Consider the following 21955-nt stretch of genomic DNA (forward strand, 5'->3'; position numbering starts at 1 on the left):
CGCTCCCCGTGGATTCTCCATGCCCCCACCGCACCCCCAGCCTACGGTCACACACACCCACCTGAGCCTCTTTGATCCCAGAGCGCTGGTTCTGGCCTTGCAAGAAGGCTCACTGGAACATGTGCAACTGCAAAAGGGCCTTTTCATGGGAGAGATAGCGCACAGCCAAAGCAGCCAGTGCCGGACCGACTGGGGACACTACAACCTCGCCTTACTTTGTCAGGGCAACCTTTCACCCGGATGGATCACCATCGGAATCTCCCTGCATGGCGACGGCCCATGGCACGTTCAAGGAGAAAAGCACTGCAACGGCGACATCATTCTCTACACCGCAGGTAGTGAAATGTGCATCAGCCTGCCCCCAAATGCACAATGGTTGTGCATCCAGGTGCCTCGTCAGCGATTAGACATGCTGGGGCTGCGACTCCCACCAAACACCTCCGTCCTGCATCTCCCGGGACGGTTGACTCCTGAAACAGCAATCATGCTGCGTCGCCTCGCTGCGGTACTTGGACCACAGCGCGAGCACTCACCCCATGCCGCTCTGAGCGAGCAAATGCATGAAGATCTGCTCCAAATCATTTGGCCCGAACTGGCACGGCGCTGGCGCCTTCCCACGAGAAGCACGGTGACCCGTCGCCATTCCCGCCAAGTGCTGCTGCAATCCGTACGCCACTGGTGCGAAGAACAGGGCGATTCGCCCCTGCGTATGGATGTCCTGTGCCAAGAGCTGGATCTACCGATCTGGCAATTGGAACGCACATTCCGGCAAAGCTATGGCGTTCCCCCCCAACGTCTGCTAACCCTGCATCGGCTGGCCAAGGCACGCTGCGACCTTTTGAGCACGCACGAGAGGGTGACCCAGATTGCCATGGCCAACGGGTTCTGGCACCTGGGACGCTTTGCACAACTCTATAAAGACTACTTTTGCGAAAGCCCCTCGGAGACTGCGCGCATGCACAGACAGTGATCATCAGACGAAGTTCCATGGCGGGTCCTGAAAGCCAAAGCTTTGACGTAAGGGCCTCACTCAGGCATCACATCACGCTCGCTTCTCGGTAGCGGCAGCGGTGCGCACCACCCGACGTGTCCGAGGAACAGGCGTATCCCCCCGCCGCAACACCCCCTCGCACAGCGTGGCAATGCACTGCTCGGCGATCTGCTCGGGCGTGTACTCGCCGCCGGGCTGGTACCAGCGGCCGATCCAGCTCAAAGCGCCAGCAATCACAAAGGCGGTCATCTTGGGGTCGCAGGGCTGCAGCGATCCCTCCTGCACCCCCTGGGCCACCAGGCGCCTGAAAGCGAGGTCGATCTCAGATTTCATGCGGCGCAGTTCCGAGCGGCTGGGCTCGGGAACCTCCTCATCGCCCACGCGGATCAGGCACATGCCAAAAGGCTGCATGACGATGTTGGCATACGCCTGCATGCAGGCACGCAACTGGTCCACCGCATTGCCGCCCGCCTGGCGCGAGGCCTCGATACCTTCGAGCGTCATCTCCAGCCCCTGGCGCACGCACTGCAGCAGGATCTCGTCCTTGTTCTTTACATAGTAGTACAGCGTGGGCTTGCTCACGTTGAGGCGCGCGGCAATGTCGTCGAGCGAGGTGGCGTGAAAGCCCCTTTCGTTGAACAGCTGCGCGGCGGCCTGCAGCACGGCATGGCGCTTGGCCTCGCGCTGCTGCTGGCGGTCGGGCACGCTGGCCCAGGGTGATGCGGCAGCAGACGGGGCACGGGTCTTTCTGGCGGCGGTGGATTCAGTCATAAGGGGGTATTACACCGGGAAACTACCAATGCAGCGATAGGGAGACACATCCAAAATGCTACTCATAAGTAAACAGTTTACGTACGAGTAGCATTTTTTTGGCCCGCACAAACCCCTAGAGAGCGATGGCGATACAACACCCTGGCGGCACCCCCGCCGCCCCCCTGCTGGAAGTCGATGGCGTCACGCTGGCGTTTGGCGGCGTGAAGGCACTGACTGGCGTCAGCTTTGATGTGCAGCCGGGTTCCATCACCGCCGTGATCGGACCCAACGGCGCGGGCAAGACCTCGCTGTTCAACACCATCTCGGGCTTTTACCGGCCCACGGGCGGCAGCATCCGGTTCAAGGGCGAGGACATCACGCGCATTCCCGCGCCACAGCGCGCCCGCATGGGCCTGGGGCGGAGTTTCCAGAACATCGCGCTGTTCCGCGGCATGACGGTGCTCGACAACATCAAGCTCGGCCGCCATGCACACCTGAAGGCCAACGTGTTCGACGCGCTGTTCTACCTGGGCCGCGCGCGCCGCGAAGAGGCCGAACTGCGCCGCGACATCGAGGAACGCATCATCGACTTCCTCGAAATCGACCACATCCGCCACGCGCCCGTCTCGGCCCTGTCCTACGGCCTGCAAAAGCGCGTGGAAATGGCGCGCGCCCTGGCCATGCAGCCCGAGATCCTGATGCTCGACGAGCCCGTGGCAGGTATGAACCGCGAAGAGACCGAAGACATGGCGCGCTTCATCCTCGACGTGCGCGCCGAATGGGGCGTGACGGTGCTGATGGTCGAGCACGACATGGGCATGGTGATGGACCTGTCCGACCATGTGGTGGTGCTCAACTTCGGCCAGGTCATCGCGCAGGGCACGCCTGCCGTGGTACAGGCCGACCCCGAAGTCAACCGCGCCTACCTCGGCTCGGGCGACGTGGGTGACCTGCGCCGCAAGCTGCAGGCGGGCGCCACCAGCGCACAGGGAGCCGCATGATGCTGAACTTCGACTGGGCCTATCTGTTTGAAATCAGCCTCACCGGCATCGCCAGCGGCGGCCTCTACGCCCTGGCGGCGCTGGCCTTCGTGATGGTCTACAAGGCCACGCGCGTGGTCAACATCGCCATCGGCGAGCTGCTCATGGTCGGCGCCTAGCTGTTCTTCACCTTTGCCTCCATGATGGCGCTGCCGCTGTGGCTGGCCATTCCCGCCGCCGTGCTCGGCACCGGCCTCTTGGGCGCGGTGATCGAGCGCACCATGATTCGGCCACTGCTGGGCGAGCCGCCCATCTCCGTCTTCATGGTCACCGTGGGCCTGGCCTCGGTGCTCGTGGGCCTGGTGGAAATGATCTGGAGCGCCGACCAGCGGCGGCTGCCCGAATTCATGCCCACGCAACCCATCATGGTGGGCGATGCCTTCCTCGCGCCCAAGGTGTTCTGGGGCGCCGTGATCGCGGTGGTGTTCATCGCCGCCGTGCTGCTGGTGTTCCGCTTCTGGCGCGGCGGCGTGGCGCTGCGCGCCACCGCCAGCGACCAGGCCGCCGCCTACTCGGTGGGCATCAACGTGCCACGCGTGTTCTCGCTGGCCTGGGTGGCTTCCGCCATGCTGGCGGCCATCTCGGGAATCATCGTCGGCTCGATCGGCGGCATCTCGTCGAGCATGGGCGTGTTCGGTCTGTCCGTGTTGGTGGTGGTGATCGTCGGCGGCCTGGACAGCGTGCTCGGCGCGCTCATCGGCGGCCTGTGCATCGGCCTGGTCGAGGCCCTGGCCGGCGCCTACCTGGGCGGCGAATACAAACTGCTGGCCACCTTCATCGTGCTGGTCGGCATCCTCATGCTGCGCCCCTACGGCCTGTTCGGCACGCACGAAATCGAAAGACTCTAGAACCATGCACCCCCACGTTCATCACTGCGTGTATTCACTGCCCCCCAAGGGGGCCCAGGCCTGCCTTGGGGCGGCCCGGCGGGAGGCCTGATGCGCATCGGAACCCTCAAGGAAACCTACGTCGCCGACGCGGCGCTGTTCGACTCGCGCACGCAGAAGACGTGGCTGGCCGTGGCCGCCGCGCTGCTGGTGCTGTTCCCCTTTGTCGCCAGCGACTACTGGCTCTACCTGGCCTGCCTGGTCAGCATCAACGTGGCCAGCGCCACGGGGCTCAACATCCTCACCGGCTACACCGGGCTGGTGAGCCTGGGCCAGGCGGCTTTCATGGGCCTGGGCGCCTACACCGTGGCCATCCTGCAGGCCAAGGTGGGCTCGCCCTTCCTGCTCAACATCCTGGCGGGCGGCGTGGTGGCCATGGTCGGCGGCATCATCGTGGGCGTGCCCTCGCTGCGTGTGAAGGGCCTGTACCTGGCCATCGCCACCATCGCGGCCTCGTTCATCGCGCACTTCCTGTTCGCCAACCTGCAGTTCACGGGTGGCACCGGCGGCCTGAGCGTGCCGCCGGCCAGCCTGTTCGGCGTGCTGCTCGACACCTCGTTCCGCCTGTATTGGCTCATCGTGCCGGTCACGGTGCTGATGCTGCTGGGCGCGGCCAACCTGTTCCGCACGCGCATCGGCCGCGCCTTCATCGCCATCCGCGACCGCGACATCTCGGCCGAGGTGCTGGGCATTCCGCTGCTGCGCTACAAGCTGCTGTCGTTCGGCCTGTCCTCGTTCTACGCCGGCGTGGCCGGCGGCCTGTGGGCCTACTTCTTCCGCGTGGTCACGCCCGAGAGCTTTCCGCTGCTCATGTCCATCTTCTTCCTCGCGGCCATCATCGTCGGCGGCATGGGCTCCATCCTCGGCGGCATCCTGGGCGCGGTGTTCATGACCATGGTGCCCGAGCTGCTCAAGCTGGTGTTCGACCTGCTGCCCAACAGCACGCAATACACGGTATTCCTCTCGCCCGTGCGCACCATCATCTTCGGCCTCTTGATCATCGGCTTCCTCGTGTTCGAGCCGCACGGCCTGGCCGAAGTGTGGCGGCGCATCCGCCGCTTCTTCCACCTGTGGCCCTTCCGCAATTGAGCCACGCCATCGTTTTCATGCCACCACACAACCAACCGAAGGAGACACGCATGGACCAGCAACGCATTTCCACCCGGCGCCGCAACCTGATGCTGGGCGCCGCCGCCGCGGGCGCCGCCGCGCTCACGCACCCGCTGTCGGTGCTCGCGCAGGGCGCCGAGGAGATCGTCATCGGCGGCTCCATCCCCATGACGGGCGTCTTCGCCTTCGCGGGCGTGGGCATCAACGCCGGTATCCAGGACTACGTGAAGATCGTCAACGACGCGGGCGGCATCAAGGGCCGCAAGGTCAAGTACGTGCCCGAGGACACGGGCTACAAGGTCGATGTGTCCGTCGCCGCGTTCAAGAAGATCACCAGCCAGAACAAGGTCAACGTCTACTACGGCGACTCCACGGGCTTCGCCAAGACCATCAACCCCGAGCTGGACCGCAACGGCAACATCCTGATGGCGGGCGCCTCGTTCGCCACCGAGCTGAACAACCCGCAGAAATACCCCAACCAGTTCATGGTAGGTCCCGACTACACCGAGATGTTCGGCATCCTGCTCAAGCACATCGCCAAGGAAAAGCCGGGTGCCAAGGTGGCTTTCGTCTATTCCGACTCCGAGTTCGGCCGCGACCCCATCGACGAAAGCGAAACCGAGGCCAAGAAGCTGGGCCTGAACGTGGTCGTGAAGATCATGACGCCCCCGGGCAGCGTGGACGTCTCGGGCGAGGTCATCAAGCTGCGCCGCGCCGCGCCCGACTACACCATCTTCCACGGCTACATCCTCGCGCCCATCCCCGAGTTCATCACCCAGGGCAAGCAGCAGGGCATGCAGTCGAAGTGGATGGGCACCTTCTGGACCATGGACAGCTCCACCGTCATGAAGATGGGCGAGGTCGGCGAAGGCTTCATGGGCGTGATGCCCTACCGCTACTACTACGACACCGAAAAAGCCCCCATGCTAGAGAAGATCCGCGCCATGCGCCCGGAATACCAGAGCACGGCCTACATCCAGGGCTTCCTCGCCGCCATGCTGTTCCTCGAATCGGCCAAACGCACCCTGGACGCGAACAAGCCACTGACGGGCACCAACCTCAAGGCCGCGCTCAACAGCATCAAGGACTACGACACCGGCGGCCTGATCGGCGTGCCGATCACCATCAAGGGCAACTCCATTCCCGTCGGCCGCGTCTACCGTGCCGACATGAAGGCCCAGAAGATGGTCGCCGCCTCCGACTGGATCAAGTTGTGAACAACCCCCTGAGCGGCTGCGCCGCTTCCCCCTTCTCTCACGCTGCGCGTGGGAAGGGGGACGCCGCCCGTGCGGCGGGGCGGCCCTTGCACGGCGGCCCTGGCCTGAACCGCGCCAATTTCACGGCTCGCGCTCCGTACACAGCACCCTGACCACTGACATGACCGAGAAAGCCACGGACCACGTCCTCGAAGTCAACAACATCGAGGTCATCTACAACAAGGTCGTGCAGGCCCTGCGCGGCCTGTCGCTGGCCGTGCCACGCGGCCAGATCGTGGCGCTGCTGGGCAGCAACGGTGCGGGCAAGTCCACCACGCTCAAGGCGGTATCGGGCCTGCTCGCGCTGGAGGACGGTGAACTCGAAAGCGGCAGCATCCTCTTCAACGGCAAGAGCACCGCCGCGCTGGCGCCGCAGCAGCTCGTGCGCAGCGGGCTCTCGCATGTGATGGAGGGGCGCCGGGTGTTCGAAGACCTGACGGTCGAGGAAAACCTGGTCGCCGCCACCTACGCCCTCACGGGCCGCGATGGCGCGGCCAAGCCCGACTTCGACCTCGTCTATACCTACTTCCCGCGCCTGCACGAGCGCCGCAAGGGCCTGGCGGGCTACCTGTCGGGCGGCGAGCAGCAGATGCTCGCCATCGGCCGCGCGCTCATCGCCCAGCCCCAGCTCATCCTGCTCGACGAGCCCTCGCTGGGCCTGTCGCCCAAGCTGGTGGAGGACATCTTCACCATCATCGCGCGCATCAACGCCGAGCGTGGTACCAGCATGCTGCTGGTGGAGCAGAACGCCACCGTGGCCCTGGCCGTGGCGCACACCGGCTACATCATGGAGAACGGCAAGATCGTCATCGACGGCTCGGCCGAGCGCCTGGCCAACGACCCCGACGTGCGCGAGTTCTATCTCGGCATGGGCGGGGCTGGCGAAGCCAAGAGCTTCAAAGACATCAAGCACTACAAACGCCGCAAGCGTTGGCTGTCGTGAGCGTGCACAACCCCCTGTGGCGCTTCGCGCCTTCCCCCTTCTCTCGCTTCGCTGCGCGATGCGGGAAGGGGGACGCCGCCCGTGCGGCGGGGCGGCCCTTGCACGGCGGCCCTGGCTTTTGCCGCGCCAGTTTTGACGGCTATGGGTTCGCGATGCGCAATGGATCACTGATATGTTGAATCTCCCCGAACTCACCCTGCCCCAGATGCTGCGCGAGCGCGCCCGCCAGGATGCCGCGCGCGTCGCCATCCGGCAAAAGGACTTCGGCATCTGGAAGCCCTTCACCTGGGCACAGTACTTCGAGCGTGCCTGCCACTTCGGCCTGGGCCTGCGCGCCCTGGGCCTGGGCGAGGGCGGCCATGTGGGCGTGATCGCCGAGAACCGCATCGAATGGGTGCTCACGCAGATGGGTGCGGGCCTGGTGGGCGCCGTCACCGTGGGCGTGTACCCCACCAGCCCCTCGCCCGAGGTGGCCTACGTGGTGGGCCACGCCGACATCGAGATCATCGTCTGCGAGGACCAGGAGCAGACCGACAAGGTTCTCGAAGCCCTGGACGATCTGCCGCGCCTGAAAAAGATCGTGGTCATGGAGACCAAGGGCCTGCGCAGCTTCGCCCCCGGGGTGCGCGACCTCATCGTCCCCTTCGGCGAGGTGGAACGGCTCGGCGCGCAAAGCGGCCAGCTCGCGACCATCGAGGCCGCGCTGGCGCGCCAGAAGCTCGACGACATCGGGCTCATGATCTACACCTCGGGCTCCACCGGCAAGCCCAAGGGCGCGATGATTTCCTACCGCAACATCCGCGGCGTGGTGCCCGGCATCGTGGACCGGCTCCAGCTCTCGCAAGACACCACCCACCTGTCCTACCTGCCGCTATGCCATGTGGCCGAGCAGATGCTCACCACCTTCGTGCCGGTGTACGTGGGCTCGCAGGTCAACTTCGGTGAATCCATCCGCACCGTGCAGGAAGATCTGCGCGAGGTGGCGCCCACCATGTTCCTGGGCGTGCCGCGCATCTGGGAGAAGATGCACGCGGCCATCAGCATCAAGCTACAAGAAACCGGCGGCCTGCGCCGCGCGCTGTTCCGCAAGGCCTACGCCGCCTGCCAGCCGCTGGCCGAAAAGCCCCGCGCGCGCTGGAGCATTGGCGAGATGTTCACCTACACCGCCTGCTACTGGCTGGTGTTCCGCGCGCTGCAAAACTTCATCGGCCTGCGCGAGGCCAAGGTGGCACTCACCGGCGCCGCGCCGATTCCGCCCGACGTGGTGCGGTTCTTCCGCGTGCTCGGCGTGCCGCTGGTCGAGGTCTACGGCCTGACCGAATCCACCGGCATGGTCACCGGCCACAAGCTCGACGATGTGCAGGTTGGCACCGTGGGCGTGCCCACGAGCGGCGTGGAGTGGCGCATCGCCAAAGGCAGCGACGACGACCTGGGCGGCGAGTTCCAGATCAAGGGCGACATGGTGTTCGCGGGCTACTACAAGAACCCCGAGGCCACGGCGCAAAGCATCGTGGATGGCTGGCTGCACACGGGCGACGTGGTGCGCCTGGTGGACGGCCAGATCAAGATCGTGGACCGCCTCAAGGACATCATGATCACGGCCGGCGGCAAGAACCTCACGCCGTCCGAGATCGAGAACACGATGAAGGCCAGCCCCTACATCAAGGAATGCATCATCGTCGCCGAGGGGCGCAAGTTCGTCGGCGCGCTGGTCATGCTCGACTACGAGACGGTGGGCAAATGGGCCGAGGCCCAGCGCATCCCGTTCACGCACTTCCGCTCGCTCGTCGAAACCCCCGAGGTGCGCCAGCTCATCGACACCGAGATCGCCGCCGGCAATGCCAAGCTGGCGCAGGTGGCCCAGATCCGCAAATTCCACCTGCTCACCAAGGAGCTGGACCACGACGACGGCGAGGTCACCGCCACCATGAAGGTGCGGCGCTCCAGCATCTACAAGACCTACGCGGCCGAGATCGAGGCGCTGTACCGCTGATCTGCGGGAGCCTGGGTCCGCAAGTCTCGTGATAATGCTTGCTGAACCCTGGTCTTCCGCTAGTTTGCCCTCTTTTATCCCTTTTTGGAGCCCCCCCATGACCTCACGTGATGTCTTTGTCGTCAGTACCGCCCGCACCGCCATCGGCACGTTCGGCGGCAGCCTGAAGGACGTGCCCAACACCCAGCTCGCCACCACCGCTGTCAAGGCCGCCATTGCGCGCGCCGGCATCGCGCCCGACGCCGTGGGCCATGTGGTCATGGGCAACGTGATTCCCACCGACACCAAGGACGCGTACCTCAGCCGCGTGGCCGCCATCGACGCAGGCTGCCCCATCGAAACACCCGCCTTCAACGTCAACCGCCTGTGCGGCTCGGGCCTGCAGGCCATCGTGTCGGCAGCGCAGGCCATCCGCCTGGGCGACTGCGACGTGGCCATTGGCGGCGGCTCCGAGACCATGAGCCGCGGCCCCTACTTCGACCAGGCCTCCCGCTGGGGCGCACGCATGGGCGACGCCAAGAGCATCGACTACATGCTGGGCATCCTGCACGACCCCTGGCAGAAGATGCACATGGGCATCACCGCCGAGAACGTGGCCGAGCGCTACAAGATCAGCCGTGAGATGCAGGACCAGCTCGCCCTGCAAAGCCAGCAGCGCGCCGCCGCCGCCATCGCCGCGGGCTACTTCAAGGAGCAGATCGTTCCCGTGGAGATCGCCACGCGCAAGGGCACGGTGCTGTTTGATACCGACGAGCATGTGCGCGCCGAGACCACCTTGCAAGTGCTGGCTGGCATGAAGCCCGCCTTCAAGAAGGAAGGCGGCACAGTGACCGCTGGCAACGCCTCGGGCATCAACGACGGCGCGGCTGCCGTGGTGCTGGCTGCGGGCGACCGCGTGGCGGCCCTGGGCCTCAAGCCCCTGGCGCGCCTCGTCGGCTACGCCCACGCCGGCGTGGACCCGGCCTACATGGGCATTGGCCCGGTGCCCGCCACACAAAAGGTGCTGGCACGCACCGGCCTCAAGGTGCAGGACATGGACGTGATCGAAGCCAATGAGGCCTTCGCCGCCCAGGCCTGCGCCGTGGCCCAGGAGCTGGGCTTCGACCCGGCCAAGGTCAACCCCAACGGCTCGGGCATCTCGCTGGGCCACCCTGTGGGCGCCACGGGCGCCATCATCACCACCAAGGCGATTGCCGAGCTGCACCGCACGGGCGGGCGCTATGCGCTGGTGACCATGTGCATTGGTGGCGGCCAAGGCATTGCGGCCATCTTCGAACGGGTTTGAGTCTTTTTGGCCTCCAGCGCTTATCCATCAAGCGCTGGCAGCTCCTACATTCATAGCAAAAATGCTCCCCAACACCCTCCTCACGGCCGAGCAGAAGGCCGAACTGCAGCTCTTCACCGCATCGCTGGAGCGCTTTTGCGACACCGAGATCGAGCCGCATTACCGCGACTGGGAGAAGGCCGGCCTCGTCAGCCGCGAACTGTTCCGCAAGATGGGCGAGAACGGCTACCTGTGCGCCGACGTGCCCGAGCAGTACGGCGGCCCGGGTGCCAGCGTGCACTTCTCGTTCGCCGTGGTGGAGGTGCTCTCGCGCCGGGGCTACGGCGGCTTCGTCGGCGGGCTGCAGGTGCACAACGACATCATCCCGCCCTACCTGCTGCACTGTGGCACCGAGGCGCAGCGCCAGTACTGGCTGCCGCGCATGGCCAGCGGCGAGGCCGTGGCGGCCATCGGCATGACCGAGCCCGGCGCGGGCAGCGACCTCAAAGCCATCCGCACCACGGCGCGCAAGGACGGCGACCACTACGTCATCAACGGCAGCAAGATCTTCATCAGCAACGGCCAGCACTGCGACCTGCTGGTGCTCGCCGCCAAGACCGACCCGGCGGCGGGCGCCAAGGGCGTGAGCCTGTTCCTGGTCGATACCCAAAACCCCGGCTTCACGCGCGGCCAGAACCTCGAAAAGATCGGCCAGCACGCGGGCGATACGTCAGAGCTGTTCTTCAACGACCTGCGCGTGCCCGCTGACGCCCTGCTGGGCGGCGTGGAAGGCCAGGGCTTCGTGCAGATGATGCGCGAGCTGCCGCGCGAGCGCCTCATCATCGGCGTGCAGGCGGTGTACGGCGCCAAGGGGGCGCTGGATGCCACGGTGAAGTACGTGCAGGAACGCCAGGCTTTTGGCCAGGCCATCGGCCAGTTCCAGAACACGCGCTTCACGCTGGCCCAGTGCGCCAGTGACATCGCCGCCGCCGAGGCGTTTTTGAATGCCAGCGTGGCCGCCTACGAGCGCGGTGAACTCACGCCCGACGCCGTGAGCGCGCTCAAGCTGCACACCACCGAGGTCTTCAGCCGCGTGGCCGACGCCTGCCTGCAGCTCTTTGGCGGCTACGGCTACATGGCCGAGTACCCCATCTCGCGCTTCTGGACCGATGCACGCGTGCTGCGCATCTACGGCGGCACGTCGGAAATCATGAAGGAACTGGTGGCGCGCTCGCTGCTGGGGCGCTGACCAACCCTTTTCCGGGTTTAACTGCAAGCCCTGTGGACAAGCCTGGGCAAAGTCCCCGCACAAGTACGCATTTATCCACAGCCAGAGCGTCCGACCGGGCTTTGTCCCCATTGCCGGTACACCACGCGCGCGGCACAGCCCCCAGGCTTGTGGCGCACGCAACTGTTTGATGGGACAAGGAAAACCGGGCTTGTCCACAGCCCAGGGCGGTGCCTACTATTACTACTATTGAGATATAGAAAGAATCAAGAACAACAAACCACCCCATGCCACGCGCACGCCGGGCATGAAAAAAGCGCCTCATGGGCGCCGGAGTGGTGGGGGGTTGTGAACAGGCCCTAGCGCAGCATGGCGTAGCCCACACCAATGGCGGCCACCAGGCCCACTGCGTCGGCCCACAGGGCGCAGGCCAGGGCATGGCGGGTGTTCCTGACGCCCACGCTGCCAAAGTACACGGCCAGCACGTAGAAGGTGGTTTCGGTCGAGCCCTGAATGATGGCGGCCAGGCGGCCGGCAAAGGAGTCCACGCCGTGCGTCTGCAGCACGTCGATCATCAGGCCGCGTGCGCCTGCGCCCGACAGCACCTTCATCAGCCCCACGGGCAGGGCGGGCAGAAAGGCCGTATCCAGGCCCATCCAGGCCACGGCGGTGCCAATGGCGCCCAGCAGGGCATCCATGCAGCCGGCGGCCCGGAACACGCCCACAGCCACCAAAATGGCGATGAGGTAGGGCACGATCTGAATGGCCACGCCAAAACCTTCCTTGGCGCCATCGACAAAGGCCTCGTACACGTTCACACGGCGCCAGGCCCCGGCCACGATGAACAGCAGCACCACGCCCAGGATGGCCGCGGCGCCTGTGGTGCCTGCAATGTGTGCGGCCTGGTCCGCAGGCAGCCGGGCCAGCAGCGTGACGGCACCGGCCAGCAGCCCACCCACCGCCAGCAAGGGGAACAGCAGCCGGGCGCGCCACAGCGGCAGGCGCTGGGCCACGGCCACGGCGAGCACGCCTGCCAGCAGTGAGACAAAGGTCACCAGCAGCGTGGGCAGAAAGATGTCTGCGGCATTGAAGCCTGCACCCAACCCCTGCTGCAAAGCCACGCTCTGGCGAATGGCGATGACCGAGGTGGGAATCAGGGTCAGCCCGGCCGTGTTCATCACCACGAACATGATCTGCGCATCGCTGGCCGTGCCCTCGGGTTCGCGGTTGAGCGTTTGCAGCTCGCGCATGGCGTTCAGGCCCAGCGGGGTGGCGGCGTTGTCCAGCCCCAGCAGGTTGGCCGAGATGTTCATGGTCATGGCCCCCTGGGCCGGATGGGCCTGCGGCACGCCAGGGAACAGCCTGCGCAGCAGCGGCCCAGCCATCTGCGCCAGCAGGGTCACCATGCCGGCGCGCTCGCCCACGCGCATCAGGCCCAGCCACAGCGCCATGACACCGGCCAGGCCCAGCGAGATTTCAAAGCCCGAGCGGGCGCCGTCGAACAAGGCCTTGAGCAAGGCGGTGAAGATCTCGGCTTCCCCCAACCACCAACGCACCACGGCCGTGGTGCAGGCGGTGACGAAGAACGCGATCCACACCCAGTTCAGCACCATGGCCTGGACAACTCAAAGGGGCTAGAACGGCGCGTTGGCGGGGTCGGTGTCGGTGGGGGCCTGGGCGGGCCCGGTCACCGTGCCGGTGCTGCGCTTTCCGGCAACGGCATTCGCGGCGGCTTCCACCGCGCCTTCGGCCTCACCGTCCAGGGCTTCGATCAGGTCGGGCAGCAGTTTGGACAGTTCGCCCGTGGCGATGGCCACGTCGGTGTCAAAGCCCCCTTCGTCCTGCGCCTGGCCCTCGAACACCGTGTCGAGAAAGGCAATCTTCTTGAGCTGCAGCCCTTCGGTCAGCACAAAGGAGACGCGGTCGTCCCAGGTCAGCGCCAGGCGCGTGGGCAGCTTGCCAGCCTGGATGTGCTGCTGCACTTCCTCGATGTCCAGCGGGTGGCGGGCGTAGCGCACCACGGCCTTGGTTTCGTCGGGGCTCTTGAGTTCGCATTCACGGTCCACCGTGAAGCCTGCGGGTGGGTCCTGCTCCTTGAGCCAATGCGCCATGGCCGTCTGTGGCGAGGTCTGCGTGTGCAGCAGCGCCACCGCAAAGCCTGCGGGCAGCAGTTCCACCAATTGGCTCACCACCTCGTCGGCGCGCGCCTGGCTGCCGGTGTCGAGCACCAGGGTGCGGGCCTGGGGGTCGATCCACACCCACATCGATCCCATTTTGGTAAAGGCCATGGGCAGGAGGTCCAGCTTGGCCTCGTCCTTGAGGTCGCGCTTTTCCTTCTTGCCGGGTTTGCGGCCGGTCTCGCGCTCGATCTGGTCCACCTTGTCCTGCACCTTGCGCGCCAGCACGCTGCCGGGCAGCACCTTGGCCTCCACCATGAAGCGCAGGATCCATTGCCCGCCCACGCTTTCGGCCAGCGGGCCATGGGCCTCACCGCGCGGCGGCACAAAGCCCACGGCGCGCTCCTGCGTGGCACCGCACGCAGCAAATGTCGCCTTCTGCAAGGCGTCTTCCAACGTCTCCAACCCCACCTGCCACTGCGGCGCGATGCGGTACACGATCATGTTCTTGAACACGCAAACCTTTCAATATCCAGCCGTTCGACCAAGAATGCTATGAATTCAATAGCTATTGGCGCTTATCCATTGTGCCTTTTAGCCAATTTTTGCCAAAAATTGAGCATCCACCGGGCACCGAAGAATCGCACAACTTTACACAGCCTCACCAAAACGGCACAGCGGCGATACAGGCGCGGCGCACACTGCCTTTCAAGCAGTGACACATGGATGCCATTGCCCACCACTGAGAAAGGAATCCACCATGTTGCCCAAGCACCGCCGCATCGCCCTTGCAACCGCCCTGGCAGGTCTGCTGACCTTGCCTGCACTGGCCCAGAACGCTCCCATGCCCGCCAGTGGAGAAGCACCCACCCTGTCCGCCCAGCGCCCCGCCGAAGCCGGCCAGCGCAAGCAATGGCGCCAGGAACGCATGCAAAAGCACCATGCCCAGCGCATGGCCGAGTTGAAGGAAAAGCTCCAGATCACCCCCGCGCAGGAAGGCGCCTGGCAGTCCTTCACCCAGTCCATGCAACCGCCCCAGCCCCCCCAGCAGGCGCTGGACCGAGAGGAATGGGCCCGCCTGAAGACGCCTGAGCGCATCGACCGCATGCGCACGCTGCGCAACGAACGCAATGCCCAGGCCGACCGCCGTGCCGAGGCCGTCAAGACCTTCTACGCGGCCCTGAGCCCGGAACAGCAACAGCGCTTTGACGCCGTCAGCCTGCGCATGCACCGCGATGGCAAAGGCGAGCGCCGAGGACGGGAAGGTGGCCACGGCAGACACGGTCACCACGGCGGCGGCATGATGTACTGAGGTACCGGAGTGGGCTGTCGCAGCCAGCCCACAGCCCGCCATGGTGGGTGGTGACGATCGGGCCTTGATCGCGAACCAGGAGTTACACTTTTTGGCTCCGCGTCCGCTCCCGGCGCCAAAAGACACCGCCAGCCATGCCCTTCGTCCCAACCCTGCGCCTTCGGCGCCACCATGTGTTCCCACTCCATTGCACGCTGGCCTGTGGCCTGGTACTGGGTGGGCTGGGGTCTGCCGCCGCGCAGCAGCAAGCCCCTGTGGCAGCCACACCCACGCTGTACGTTCAGGCCGGTATGGCACGGGAAGATGCCCGGGCCTGGATTGTGGGCACCACCCTGCCCTGGAAGCACTGGAGCACGGCCTGGGCAGGCGGCACCGTGCGGGGCCATTGGGACCTGCACCTGGGCCAATGGTCGGCCAAGGGAACGCCTGGCCGTACGCACAGTGCCTTGCTGGGTGCCGGTGCCGCCCTGCAATGGCGGCCTGCACAGGGCCAAAGCCCTTGGTTCGTTGAGGTGGGCACTGGCATGAACTATGCCAAGCCCCGCTTCATCACCGCGACCAAGGAAATGGGCACGCGCCTGAACTTTGCCTCACACCTGGCCGTGGGCTACCTGCATGGTGCGCAGCAGGAGCACGAATGGCAGTTGCGCATCCAGCACAGTTCCAACGCCAGCCTGAAAAAGCCCAATCCGGGCCAGAACTTCCTGCAACTGCGCTACGCCCGACATTTCTGACCGGGCGGTGGCACAAGTCACCGCATCCCCTTTGTGCCAAAGCGCCACGCCCTCCAAAGGCGTGGCGCTTTGCTTTGTGCTTTCTTCGCGCCTGTGGACAAACCTGGTGACGCTTCTGGCACAACAAAGCACTTGTCCACAGAAATACTCACCTGTGTCATGTTGTTCATTCTGGACCACGCCCAAAACTCCGCTGCACCCACAGACTATGGAAGCACCCAACCCTTTGTTTACATTGGAAAAATGCAGGTTATCCACAACAAAGTGGCGGTTCTACTACTACTGCTATTTAGATTCATAGCTTTATAGAACAACTTCAGGAACCCTTTGCGCTGCGCCAAGGTCGCCCACGGCTGCGCCTCCCGCAGCGGCAGGAAACAGGTGTGCTCATGTTTTTTAGGGGATGACGGGTAGTCGCAGCAGGCGTTCCAGCGTGCCAGCTGGAATGGGCTTGCTGAACAGATAGCCCTGGAAGGCCGGGCATCCGGCCTTGACCAGCAACAGGTGCTGCTCGGTGGTTTCCACGCCCTCGGCAATCACCTCCAGCCCCAGGGTCTGGCCCAGGGCGATGATGGTGTTGATGATGGCCTCGTCGTTCGGGTCCGAGAACAGGTCGCGCACAAAGCTCTGGTCGATCTTGATCTGGTCCAGCGGCATGCGCTTGAGATAGCTCAGGCTGGAATAGCCGGTGCCAAAGTCATCCAGCGAAAAACGCACCCCCAACGTGCGCAAGGTGGTCATGGTGGCGATGGTGGTGTCCAGATCATCCACAAGCAGGCTTTCGGTCAGTTCCAGCTTGAGTCGGTCGGCCGGTACTTCATTCACCGCCAGCGCGCGTGCCACGTCGTCCACAAAGTTCTCATGGTGGAACTGCTGTGAACTCACGTTGACCGCCATCGTCAAGTGGCTCAGTTGCGGGTCGTCCTTCCAGCGCGCCAAAAGTTTGCAGGCCGAGTGCAGCACCCAGCGCCCCAGCGCCAGGATGAGTCCGGTTTCCTCGGCCACCGGGATGAACTGGGCGGGCGACACCAGGCCGCGCTCTGGGTGGTGCCAGCGCACCAGTGCCTCTACCCCCACAAAGCGGCCGTTCTGGTCCACCTGGGGCTGGAAATGCAGCAAGAACTGCTCGAACGCCAGCGCATGGCGCAGGTCGTCTTCCAGGGTGGCACGGGCGCTCACCGCCGCCTGCATTTCCGGGTCGAAGAAGCGCAGCGTGTTGCGCCCGGCCGATTTGGCCTGGTACATGGCCAGATCGGCCTGCTTGAGCAGTTCCAGCACGCTGGTCTGCGGCCCCAGGAAGGGCACGATGCCGATGCTGGGCGTGCTGCGGTAGTGGTAGCCTGCCAGGGCGTAGGGCTGGCCGAGCTGGGTCAGGATCTTCTCGCCCACGCCACGGGCCTCCATCACCAGCGCCTGCGCGTCCGCGCTCAGGCCTTCGAGCATGACCACGAACTCGTCGCCGCCCAGGCGCGCCACGGTATCCACGCTGCGCACGCAGGTGTTCAGGCGCTGCGCCACCTGTTGCAGCAGCAGGTCGCCCTTGTCGTGCCCCAGGGTGTCGTTGAGGGTCTTGAAGTTGTCCAGGTCAATGAACAGCAGCGCCCCGCCCTGGTGCTGGCGTATGGCGTTGCCAAGGGCATGCTGCATGCGGTCCAGCAGCAGCATGCGGTTGGGCAGGCCGGTGAGGGTGTCGTAGAACGCCAGGCGCTGGATCTCGCGGTCCTTGGCCTTGCGCTGGCGGATGTCGGTGTTGATCTCCAGGATGGATTCGGGCCGTCCCTTGTCGTCCAGCACCAGGGTCCAGCGCCCCTCGGCCTCGATGGTGTGTCCATCCCGGTGGCGCACGCTGATCTCGCCCGACCATTCGCCACGGGTCAGCACCGTGGTGGTGGCGTGTTCGAAGGCGGCGGTGTCACCGTACATCAGGGCATCGGCCTGGCGTCCCTGGGCCTGTGCGGCACTCCAGCCGTACAGGCGCTCTGCTCCCTGGTTCCAGTAGATGATGCGGTGCTGCAGGTCACGCTCGACGATGGCATCCTGCGCCTTGTCCAGCAGCGAGGCCTGGTGCCGCACCCGCACATCGGTGGCCTGGCGTTCGATTTCGGCGCCTGCGCGGGTGGCAAAAATCTGCAGCGTGGTGGCCACGAAATCGGCGTTGGCCAGCGGCTGGCGAAACAGCACGAAGATCATGCCTGTGGGTTTGCCCGACGCATCCACCAACTGCTGCCCTGCGTAGCCCTGGGCTTGCACTTGTTGCACGATGGGTGCCTGCGGGTAGCGCTGCAACAGACCACTGGGCACCACGTACTGCTTGTGCTGCAATAGTTCCATGCTGGGTGTGCCATCCAGCGAATACTCCACGCTGTCGGACAGCTTTCCATCCACCACCAGCGCCAGGGCCAGCAACCGGGGCGCATCGCCCTTCTGTCGGCCTGAAACCAAGCGGGCCACGCATGCTACCTGGGCCTCCAAGGCTTCGCCCATGTTGCGTGCCAATTGCACAAAGAACTCGGCCCCGGTGGTCGCCGACACCGCGGCGGCCATCTTGAGCACCGAGGCCTGCAACTGCTGCTGTTCCCTGCGCGCGCGCAGGCTCATGATGCCAAAGGCCAGGTCGTCGGCCAGTTGCTGCATCAAGGCCTCTTCTTCGGTGCCGATGAGCAGCACTTCAGGGGCGTACAGGTACAGCAGGCCAAACGTGTGCCCCGCCGCGCGCAGGGGCAGTGCCATCACCCCGTGGAAGCCCTGACCCACCATGCGATCGGCCCAGTCGGCCTGCAGCGTGGTGCTGGCCACGTCGCGTACGATGACGCTGTGGCCGCTGCGCACGGTCAGGCCGGCCGGACCCTGGCCGCGCGGATGGTGCTCCGACCAGGACGGGTCCAGTTGCTCCAGGTAGTCGCTGCCCTCGCCCGCGTGGGCAACGATCTGGATGGAGCGCTGTGCATCATTCTGTGCAAAACCCACCCAACCCAGCCGGTAACCCCCCATCTCCACCACCATGCGGCATACCTCCTGCAGCAATGTGGTTTCGGAGGTGGCACGCACCAGGGCCTCGTTGCAACTGCTGAGCATGCTTTGGGCGCGTGCCAGGCGGCTGAGCTCGCGCTGGGTCTGCTGGCGCTCGGTCACGTCGGTGGCCATGACCTGGCGCGCCGGCTGGCCGTTGAAGACAATACCGCGCGAGGAGATCTCCATCTCGCACACCGAGCCGTCCTTGCGGCGGTGCCGGTGCAGCAGGCCGTTATGCGCTTGGTCGTGGGGGTAGTTTCTCACTTCGGCGCTGCGCTGCGCGCGCTCCTCGGGCAGCCACAGGTCGGCCGTGCCCATGCGCAGCAGTTCCTGCGCGCTGTAACCGTACTGCGCCTGCATGGCCTGATTGACGGCCAGAAAGCGCAGGCTGGGGTCGTCGGCGCGCACCCACATGGGCTGGGGGTGCATGTCGAACAGCAGCTTGTACTGCTGCTCGGATTCGCGCAACTGCGCCGCCACCTGGCGCAGGCGCAACATGGCCCCCAGGCTTTGGGCCAGGATCTGCAAATGCGCCAGGTGCCGGGGGCTGAAGCTGTCTGTGCGGCTGGAGGTGGCCTTGAGCGTGCCCACCACGGTGTCGTCGCACACCAGCGGAGCCGCCAGCACCGACCGCACCTGCTGGCGCAGGGGGTCATCCCCTAGATTCCAGCCCTGGGCGGCTGTGTCGTTGCACAGCACCGGCCTGCCTTGGCTCAGTTCAGGCCACAACAGGCTGCTGTGCAGGGGCAATGCACTGCCGGGTGTGCGCACCAGCTGTCCCACCGCCGCCTGGGCCACCAGTTGGTCGCCTTCGAGCAGCTCCAGCAAGGCCCCTTCGGCCTGGCAGATGTCCAGTGCCGTCTGTGCCACATGCTGCAGCACCTCGGGCAGGCCCAGCTCCAGGGACGAAATGCGCTGCTGCACGCGCACCAGTTCGGCGTGCACCTGGGCTTCCTGGGCTTCTTCCTGGGCCACCAGCTTGCGCTCGCTGATGTCGGCCATGCCGCCGACCATGCGCAGGGCCTGGCCTTGGGCATCGCGGATCACAAAGCCCCGGTCCAGCATCCAGAGGTAGTGGCCGTCTTCATGGCGGATGCGGTATTCGCACTCCCAGGTGTCGGCCCTGCCTTGCACGGTGGCCTGCAGCGAGGACACCACACGCTCGCGGTCCTCGGGGTGCAGGCGTGCAACGAAGGCATCGGCGTGGGGCACCTTGGTGTAGTGCGGCAGACCCAGCACTTCGCGAAAGCGCCCACCCCACCACAGGGCGTTGGTGCGCACATTCCAGTCCCACACCGTGTCGGTGGTGGCGCGTGCCACCAGGGTCAGGCGCTCTTCGGAAATGCGCAAGGCCTCGGCCGGATCCTGTACCTCCGGCGAGGCGGGTGGTGGTGGCTGATCCAGAGCGTCGGTCATGGGTTACTCACGCGCCCATCGGCGCGGTGACACAGACGGGAAGGCCCAGCGTGAAAGGTGGGCTCAGAGGCTTCATCGCAGTTTCACATTCTGTGTTGTCACAAATGCTTACGTCATGCTACCCGTTTCGCTCCGGTTCCGCCATCCGTGGGCCAAAGGCGATCCGCCTCTCAGCGGCCAGCACGGCGCGTGCGCACTGCCTGGGCCAAGGCCTGCAACACGGGCACGGTCTGTTCCATGCTGATGCAGGCGTCGGTCACCGACACGCCCTGGCGCAGCGCCTGGCCGGGCACGATGTCCTGGCGGCCCTCGTTCAGGTGGCTTTCGATCATCACGCCGGTGATGCGTGCATCGCCTGCGGCAATCTGGGCCGCCACATCGTGGGCCACCACGAGCTGGCGCTGGTGCTGCTTGCTGCTGTTGGCGTGCGATACGTCGATCATCACCTGCTCACGCAGGCCTGCCGCCTGCAGCAGTGCGCAGGCGGCATCCACATCGGCCTTTTGATAGTTGGGGTGCTTGCCACCGCGCAGGATGACGTGGCAGTCCTGGTTGCCACGCGTCTCAAAAATGGCGGCCTGGCCCATCTTGGTCATGCCCATGAAGGCGTGGGTGGACTGCGCGGCCTGGATGGCGTCGGTGGCCACCTTCACGCCGCCGTCGGTGCCGTTCTTGAAGCCCACCGGGCAGCTCAGGCCGCTGGCGAGCTGGCGGTGGCTCTGGCTCTCGGTGGTGCGTGCGCCAATGGCGGCCCAGCTCACCAGGTCGCTGATGAACTGTGGCGACAGCAGGTCCAGGAACTCGGTGCCTACCGGCAGGCCCAGCGCCAGAATGTCAAGCAGCAGCGTGCGTGCCATCTCCAGCCCTTCGTTGATGGCAAAGCTGCCGTCCAGGTGCGGGTCGTTGATGTAGCCCTTCCAGCCCACGGTGGTGCGCGGCTTTTCAAAGTACACACGCATCACCACGAGCAGGTCGTCCTGCAGCGCCTCGGCCTGCGCCTTGAGCTGGCGCGCGTAGTCCATGGCCTGGTTGTGGTCGTGGATGGAGCAAGGCCCCACCACCACCACGAGCCGGTCGTCCTGTCCGTGCAGCACGTGCGAAATGGCGGCGCGGCTGCCTTCCACCAGCGCCTGGGCGGCGTCCGGCGTGGGCAACCACTCCTGCAGCAGTGCGGGGGTGATCAAGGGGCGCACGGCCTTGATGCGCGTGTCGTCGATGCGGGTGGTGTCGTGCGTGCTGGGCACGCTGGCGGGGCGGTGGACGTGGTTCATGATCCCCCGATTGTCGCGCGGACGGCTTTCAAGCCGCTGTCGCGTGCGCAGAGCAGGCGCTCAGGGCCTGCGGAAGGCGGGGTTCTGGTTGGACCAGTGGCGCGACTGCAGATGGTCCAGGCGCACCGTGCCGCCGCTGCTGGGCGCATGCACAAACCGCCCCTCCCCCACATAAATGCCGGCGTGCGAGGGACTGCGGCCCCGGCCAAACACCACCAGGTCGCCGGTGCGCAGTTCGTTGGCGTCAATCGGCTGGCCCCACTGGTTCAGCTGGGCCACGGTGCGCGGTGGCGGAGTGCCCACGCGCTGGCGGTACACGTAGCCGATCAGGCCGCTGCAATCAAAACCTGTGTCGGGCGTGTTGCCCCCGTAGCGGTAGGGCGTGCCCACCAGGCCCAGCGCGTGGATGGCGATGTCGTGCGCCTGCTCGTCCGATAGCGAGGGCGTAGCCGGCCAGGCCGACGGCTCCACCCGCGCCGGGGGCGCGCTGCCGCAGGCGCCCAGCAGCAAGGTCGCCGCCAATGCGAGCATGGCGGGCACGCGGGTGACGGTGGAATTTAGGGTGAAAATGGGCATGAAGGCAATGAATATAAGCGCTAGCAGCTATAAATACAATAGCAAACCAGCG

Annotated in this window: 16 protein-coding genes and 1 pseudogene; 11 read left to right on the forward strand and 6 right to left on the reverse strand. The window is 65.5% G+C overall.

All coding sequences use genetic code 11. The features are described 5' to 3' along the window. The first annotated feature begins 19 nt into the window (after positions 1 to 19). On the forward strand, positions 20 to 970 hold the full coding sequence (locus tag GWK50_RS18655; RefSeq protein ID WP_162017848.1) for an AraC family transcriptional regulator: 951 nt from the start codon (positions 20 to 22) through the stop codon (positions 968 to 970). A gap of 72 nt (positions 971 to 1042) precedes the next feature. Here the strand turns inward: GWK50_RS18655 and GWK50_RS18660 are convergent, their stop codons facing one another. Then, the gene (locus GWK50_RS18660; RefSeq protein ID WP_162017849.1) at positions 1043 to 1762 is read right to left on the reverse strand and encodes a TetR/AcrR family transcriptional regulator; all 720 of its coding nucleotides are present in this window, start codon (positions 1760 to 1762) and stop codon (positions 1043 to 1045) included. A 125-nt stretch (positions 1763 to 1887) separates the two neighbouring features. On the opposite strand from GWK50_RS18660, the gene GWK50_RS18665 reads away from it, so the two are divergent. From GWK50_RS18665 to GWK50_RS18700, 8 genes and pseudogenes are all read left to right on the forward strand, one after another. Continuing rightward, entirely contained in the window at positions 1888 to 2745 is an 858-nt protein-coding gene (locus GWK50_RS18665) for an ABC transporter ATP-binding protein (protein WP_162017850.1), read from the forward strand. After that, positions 2745 to 3632 (forward strand): annotated as a pseudogene (locus GWK50_RS18670) (branched-chain amino acid ABC transporter permease). Before GWK50_RS18665 ends, GWK50_RS18670 begins: the two are co-directional and overlap by 1 nt. Positions 3633 to 3722: 90 nt before the next feature. Beyond that, a complete protein-coding gene (locus GWK50_RS18675; protein WP_162017851.1) occupies positions 3723 to 4760 on the forward strand; it encodes a branched-chain amino acid ABC transporter permease in 1038 nt (345 codons plus the stop codon). Between the two features lie 50 nt (positions 4761 to 4810). Further along, positions 4811 to 5998 carry an ABC transporter substrate-binding protein gene (locus GWK50_RS18680; RefSeq protein WP_162017852.1) on the forward strand — a complete coding sequence of 396 codons (1188 nt, stop codon included), beginning with the start codon at positions 4811 to 4813 and terminating at the stop codon, positions 5996 to 5998. Positions 5999 to 6158: 160 nt separating this feature from the next. Next, complete coding sequence (locus GWK50_RS18685; RefSeq protein ID WP_162017853.1) at positions 6159 to 6980, forward strand: ABC transporter ATP-binding protein; 822 nt, start codon at positions 6159 to 6161, stop codon at positions 6978 to 6980. Between the two features lie 172 nt (positions 6981 to 7152). Continuing rightward, on the forward strand, positions 7153 to 8973 hold the full coding sequence (locus GWK50_RS18690) for a long-chain fatty acid--CoA ligase (protein ID WP_162017854.1): 1821 nt from the start codon (positions 7153 to 7155) through the stop codon (positions 8971 to 8973). Between the two features lie 97 nt (positions 8974 to 9070). Next, on the forward strand, positions 9071 to 10258 hold the full coding sequence (locus GWK50_RS18695; protein WP_162017855.1) for an acetyl-CoA C-acyltransferase family protein: 1188 nt from the start codon (positions 9071 to 9073) through the stop codon (positions 10256 to 10258). A 61-nt stretch (positions 10259 to 10319) separates the two neighbouring features. Beyond that, on the forward strand, positions 10320 to 11486 hold the full coding sequence (locus GWK50_RS18700; RefSeq protein ID WP_162017856.1) for an acyl-CoA dehydrogenase family protein: 1167 nt from the start codon (positions 10320 to 10322) through the stop codon (positions 11484 to 11486). Positions 11487 to 11824: 338 nt separating this feature from the next. On the opposite strand, the gene GWK50_RS18705 is transcribed toward GWK50_RS18700, so the two are convergent. Both GWK50_RS18705 and GWK50_RS18710 read right to left on the reverse strand, forming a co-directional pair. After that, positions 11825 to 13078, reverse strand: a complete 1254-nt coding sequence (locus GWK50_RS18705; protein WP_162017857.1) for a spore maturation protein — start codon at positions 13076 to 13078, stop codon at positions 11825 to 11827. Positions 13079 to 13099: 21 nt separating this feature from the next. Continuing rightward, a complete protein-coding gene (locus GWK50_RS18710) occupies positions 13100 to 14098 on the reverse strand; it encodes a recombination-associated protein RdgC (protein WP_162017858.1) in 999 nt (332 codons plus the stop codon). 244 nt (positions 14099 to 14342) lie between these two features. Here GWK50_RS18710 and GWK50_RS18715 point away from each other — a divergent pair, with 244 nt between their 5' ends. Further along, on the forward strand, positions 14343 to 14894 hold the full coding sequence (locus tag GWK50_RS18715; RefSeq protein WP_162017859.1) for a Spy/CpxP family protein refolding chaperone: 552 nt from the start codon (positions 14343 to 14345) through the stop codon (positions 14892 to 14894). A gap of 134 nt (positions 14895 to 15028) precedes the next feature. Next, complete coding sequence (locus GWK50_RS18720; protein ID WP_162017860.1) at positions 15029 to 15628, forward strand: acyloxyacyl hydrolase; 600 nt, start codon at positions 15029 to 15031, stop codon at positions 15626 to 15628. A 396-nt stretch (positions 15629 to 16024) separates the two neighbouring features. Here GWK50_RS18720 and GWK50_RS18725 read toward each other — a convergent pair whose 3' ends face one another. The 3 genes from GWK50_RS18725 to GWK50_RS18735 all read right to left on the reverse strand — a co-directional run bounded on the left by GWK50_RS18725 (position 16025) and on the right by GWK50_RS18735 (position 21903). Continuing rightward, positions 16025 to 20056, reverse strand: coding sequence for an EAL domain-containing protein (locus GWK50_RS18725; RefSeq protein WP_162017861.1), 4032 nt, complete (start codon positions 20054 to 20056; stop codon positions 16025 to 16027). Positions 20057 to 20226: 170 nt separating this feature from the next. After that, positions 20227 to 21327: a 3-deoxy-7-phosphoheptulonate synthase gene (locus GWK50_RS18730; RefSeq protein ID WP_162017862.1), complete on the reverse strand. Its 1101-nt coding sequence runs from the start codon at positions 21325 to 21327 to the stop codon at positions 20227 to 20229. A gap of 60 nt (positions 21328 to 21387) precedes the next feature. After that, the gene (locus tag GWK50_RS18735; RefSeq protein WP_162017863.1) at positions 21388 to 21903 is read right to left on the reverse strand and encodes a C40 family peptidase; all 516 of its coding nucleotides are present in this window, start codon (positions 21901 to 21903) and stop codon (positions 21388 to 21390) included. Between the last annotated feature and the right edge of the window lie 52 nt (positions 21904 to 21955).

It is taken from the genome of Acidovorax sp. 210-6 (assembly GCF_010020825.1).
GTDB lineage: Bacteria > Pseudomonadota > Gammaproteobacteria > Burkholderiales > Burkholderiaceae_C > Simplicispira > Simplicispira sedimenti.

Bases quoted from the DNA above. Each gene is read 5' to 3' on its own strand.
- GWK50_RS18665 (WP_162017850.1), top strand. From the start codon at position 1,888: ATGGCGATACAACACCCTGGCGGCACCCCCGCCGCCCCCCTGCTGGAA.
- GWK50_RS18720 (WP_162017860.1), top strand. From the start codon at position 15,029: ATGCCCTTCGTCCCAACCCTGCGCCTTCGGCGCCACCATGTGTTCCCA.
- GWK50_RS18675 (WP_162017851.1), top strand. From the start codon at position 3,723: ATGCGCATCGGAACCCTCAAGGAAACCTACGTCGCCGACGCGGCGCTG.
- GWK50_RS18685 (WP_162017853.1), top strand. From the start codon at position 6,159: ATGACCGAGAAAGCCACGGACCACGTCCTCGAAGTCAACAACATCGAG.
- GWK50_RS18695 (WP_162017855.1), top strand. From the start codon at position 9,071: ATGACCTCACGTGATGTCTTTGTCGTCAGTACCGCCCGCACCGCCATC.
- GWK50_RS18655 (WP_162017848.1), top strand. From the start codon at position 20: ATGCCCCCACCGCACCCCCAGCCTACGGTCACACACACCCACCTGAGC.
- GWK50_RS18700 (WP_162017856.1), top strand. From the start codon at position 10,320: ATGCTCCCCAACACCCTCCTCACGGCCGAGCAGAAGGCCGAACTGCAG.
- GWK50_RS18680 (WP_162017852.1), top strand. From the start codon at position 4,811: ATGGACCAGCAACGCATTTCCACCCGGCGCCGCAACCTGATGCTGGGC.
- GWK50_RS18730 (WP_162017862.1), bottom strand. From the start codon at position 21,327: ATGAACCACGTCCACCGCCCCGCCAGCGTGCCCAGCACGCACGACACC.
- GWK50_RS18725 (WP_162017861.1), bottom strand. From the start codon at position 20,056: ATGACCGACGCTCTGGATCAGCCACCACCACCCGCCTCGCCGGAGGTA.
- GWK50_RS18715 (WP_162017859.1), top strand. From the start codon at position 14,343: ATGTTGCCCAAGCACCGCCGCATCGCCCTTGCAACCGCCCTGGCAGGT.
- GWK50_RS18660 (WP_162017849.1), bottom strand. From the start codon at position 1,762: ATGACTGAATCCACCGCCGCCAGAAAGACCCGTGCCCCGTCTGCTGCC.
- GWK50_RS18735 (WP_162017863.1), bottom strand. From the start codon at position 21,903: ATGCCCATTTTCACCCTAAATTCCACCGTCACCCGCGTGCCCGCCATG.
- GWK50_RS18690 (WP_162017854.1), top strand. From the start codon at position 7,153: ATGTTGAATCTCCCCGAACTCACCCTGCCCCAGATGCTGCGCGAGCGC.
- GWK50_RS18705 (WP_162017857.1), bottom strand. From the start codon at position 13,078: ATGGTGCTGAACTGGGTGTGGATCGCGTTCTTCGTCACCGCCTGCACC.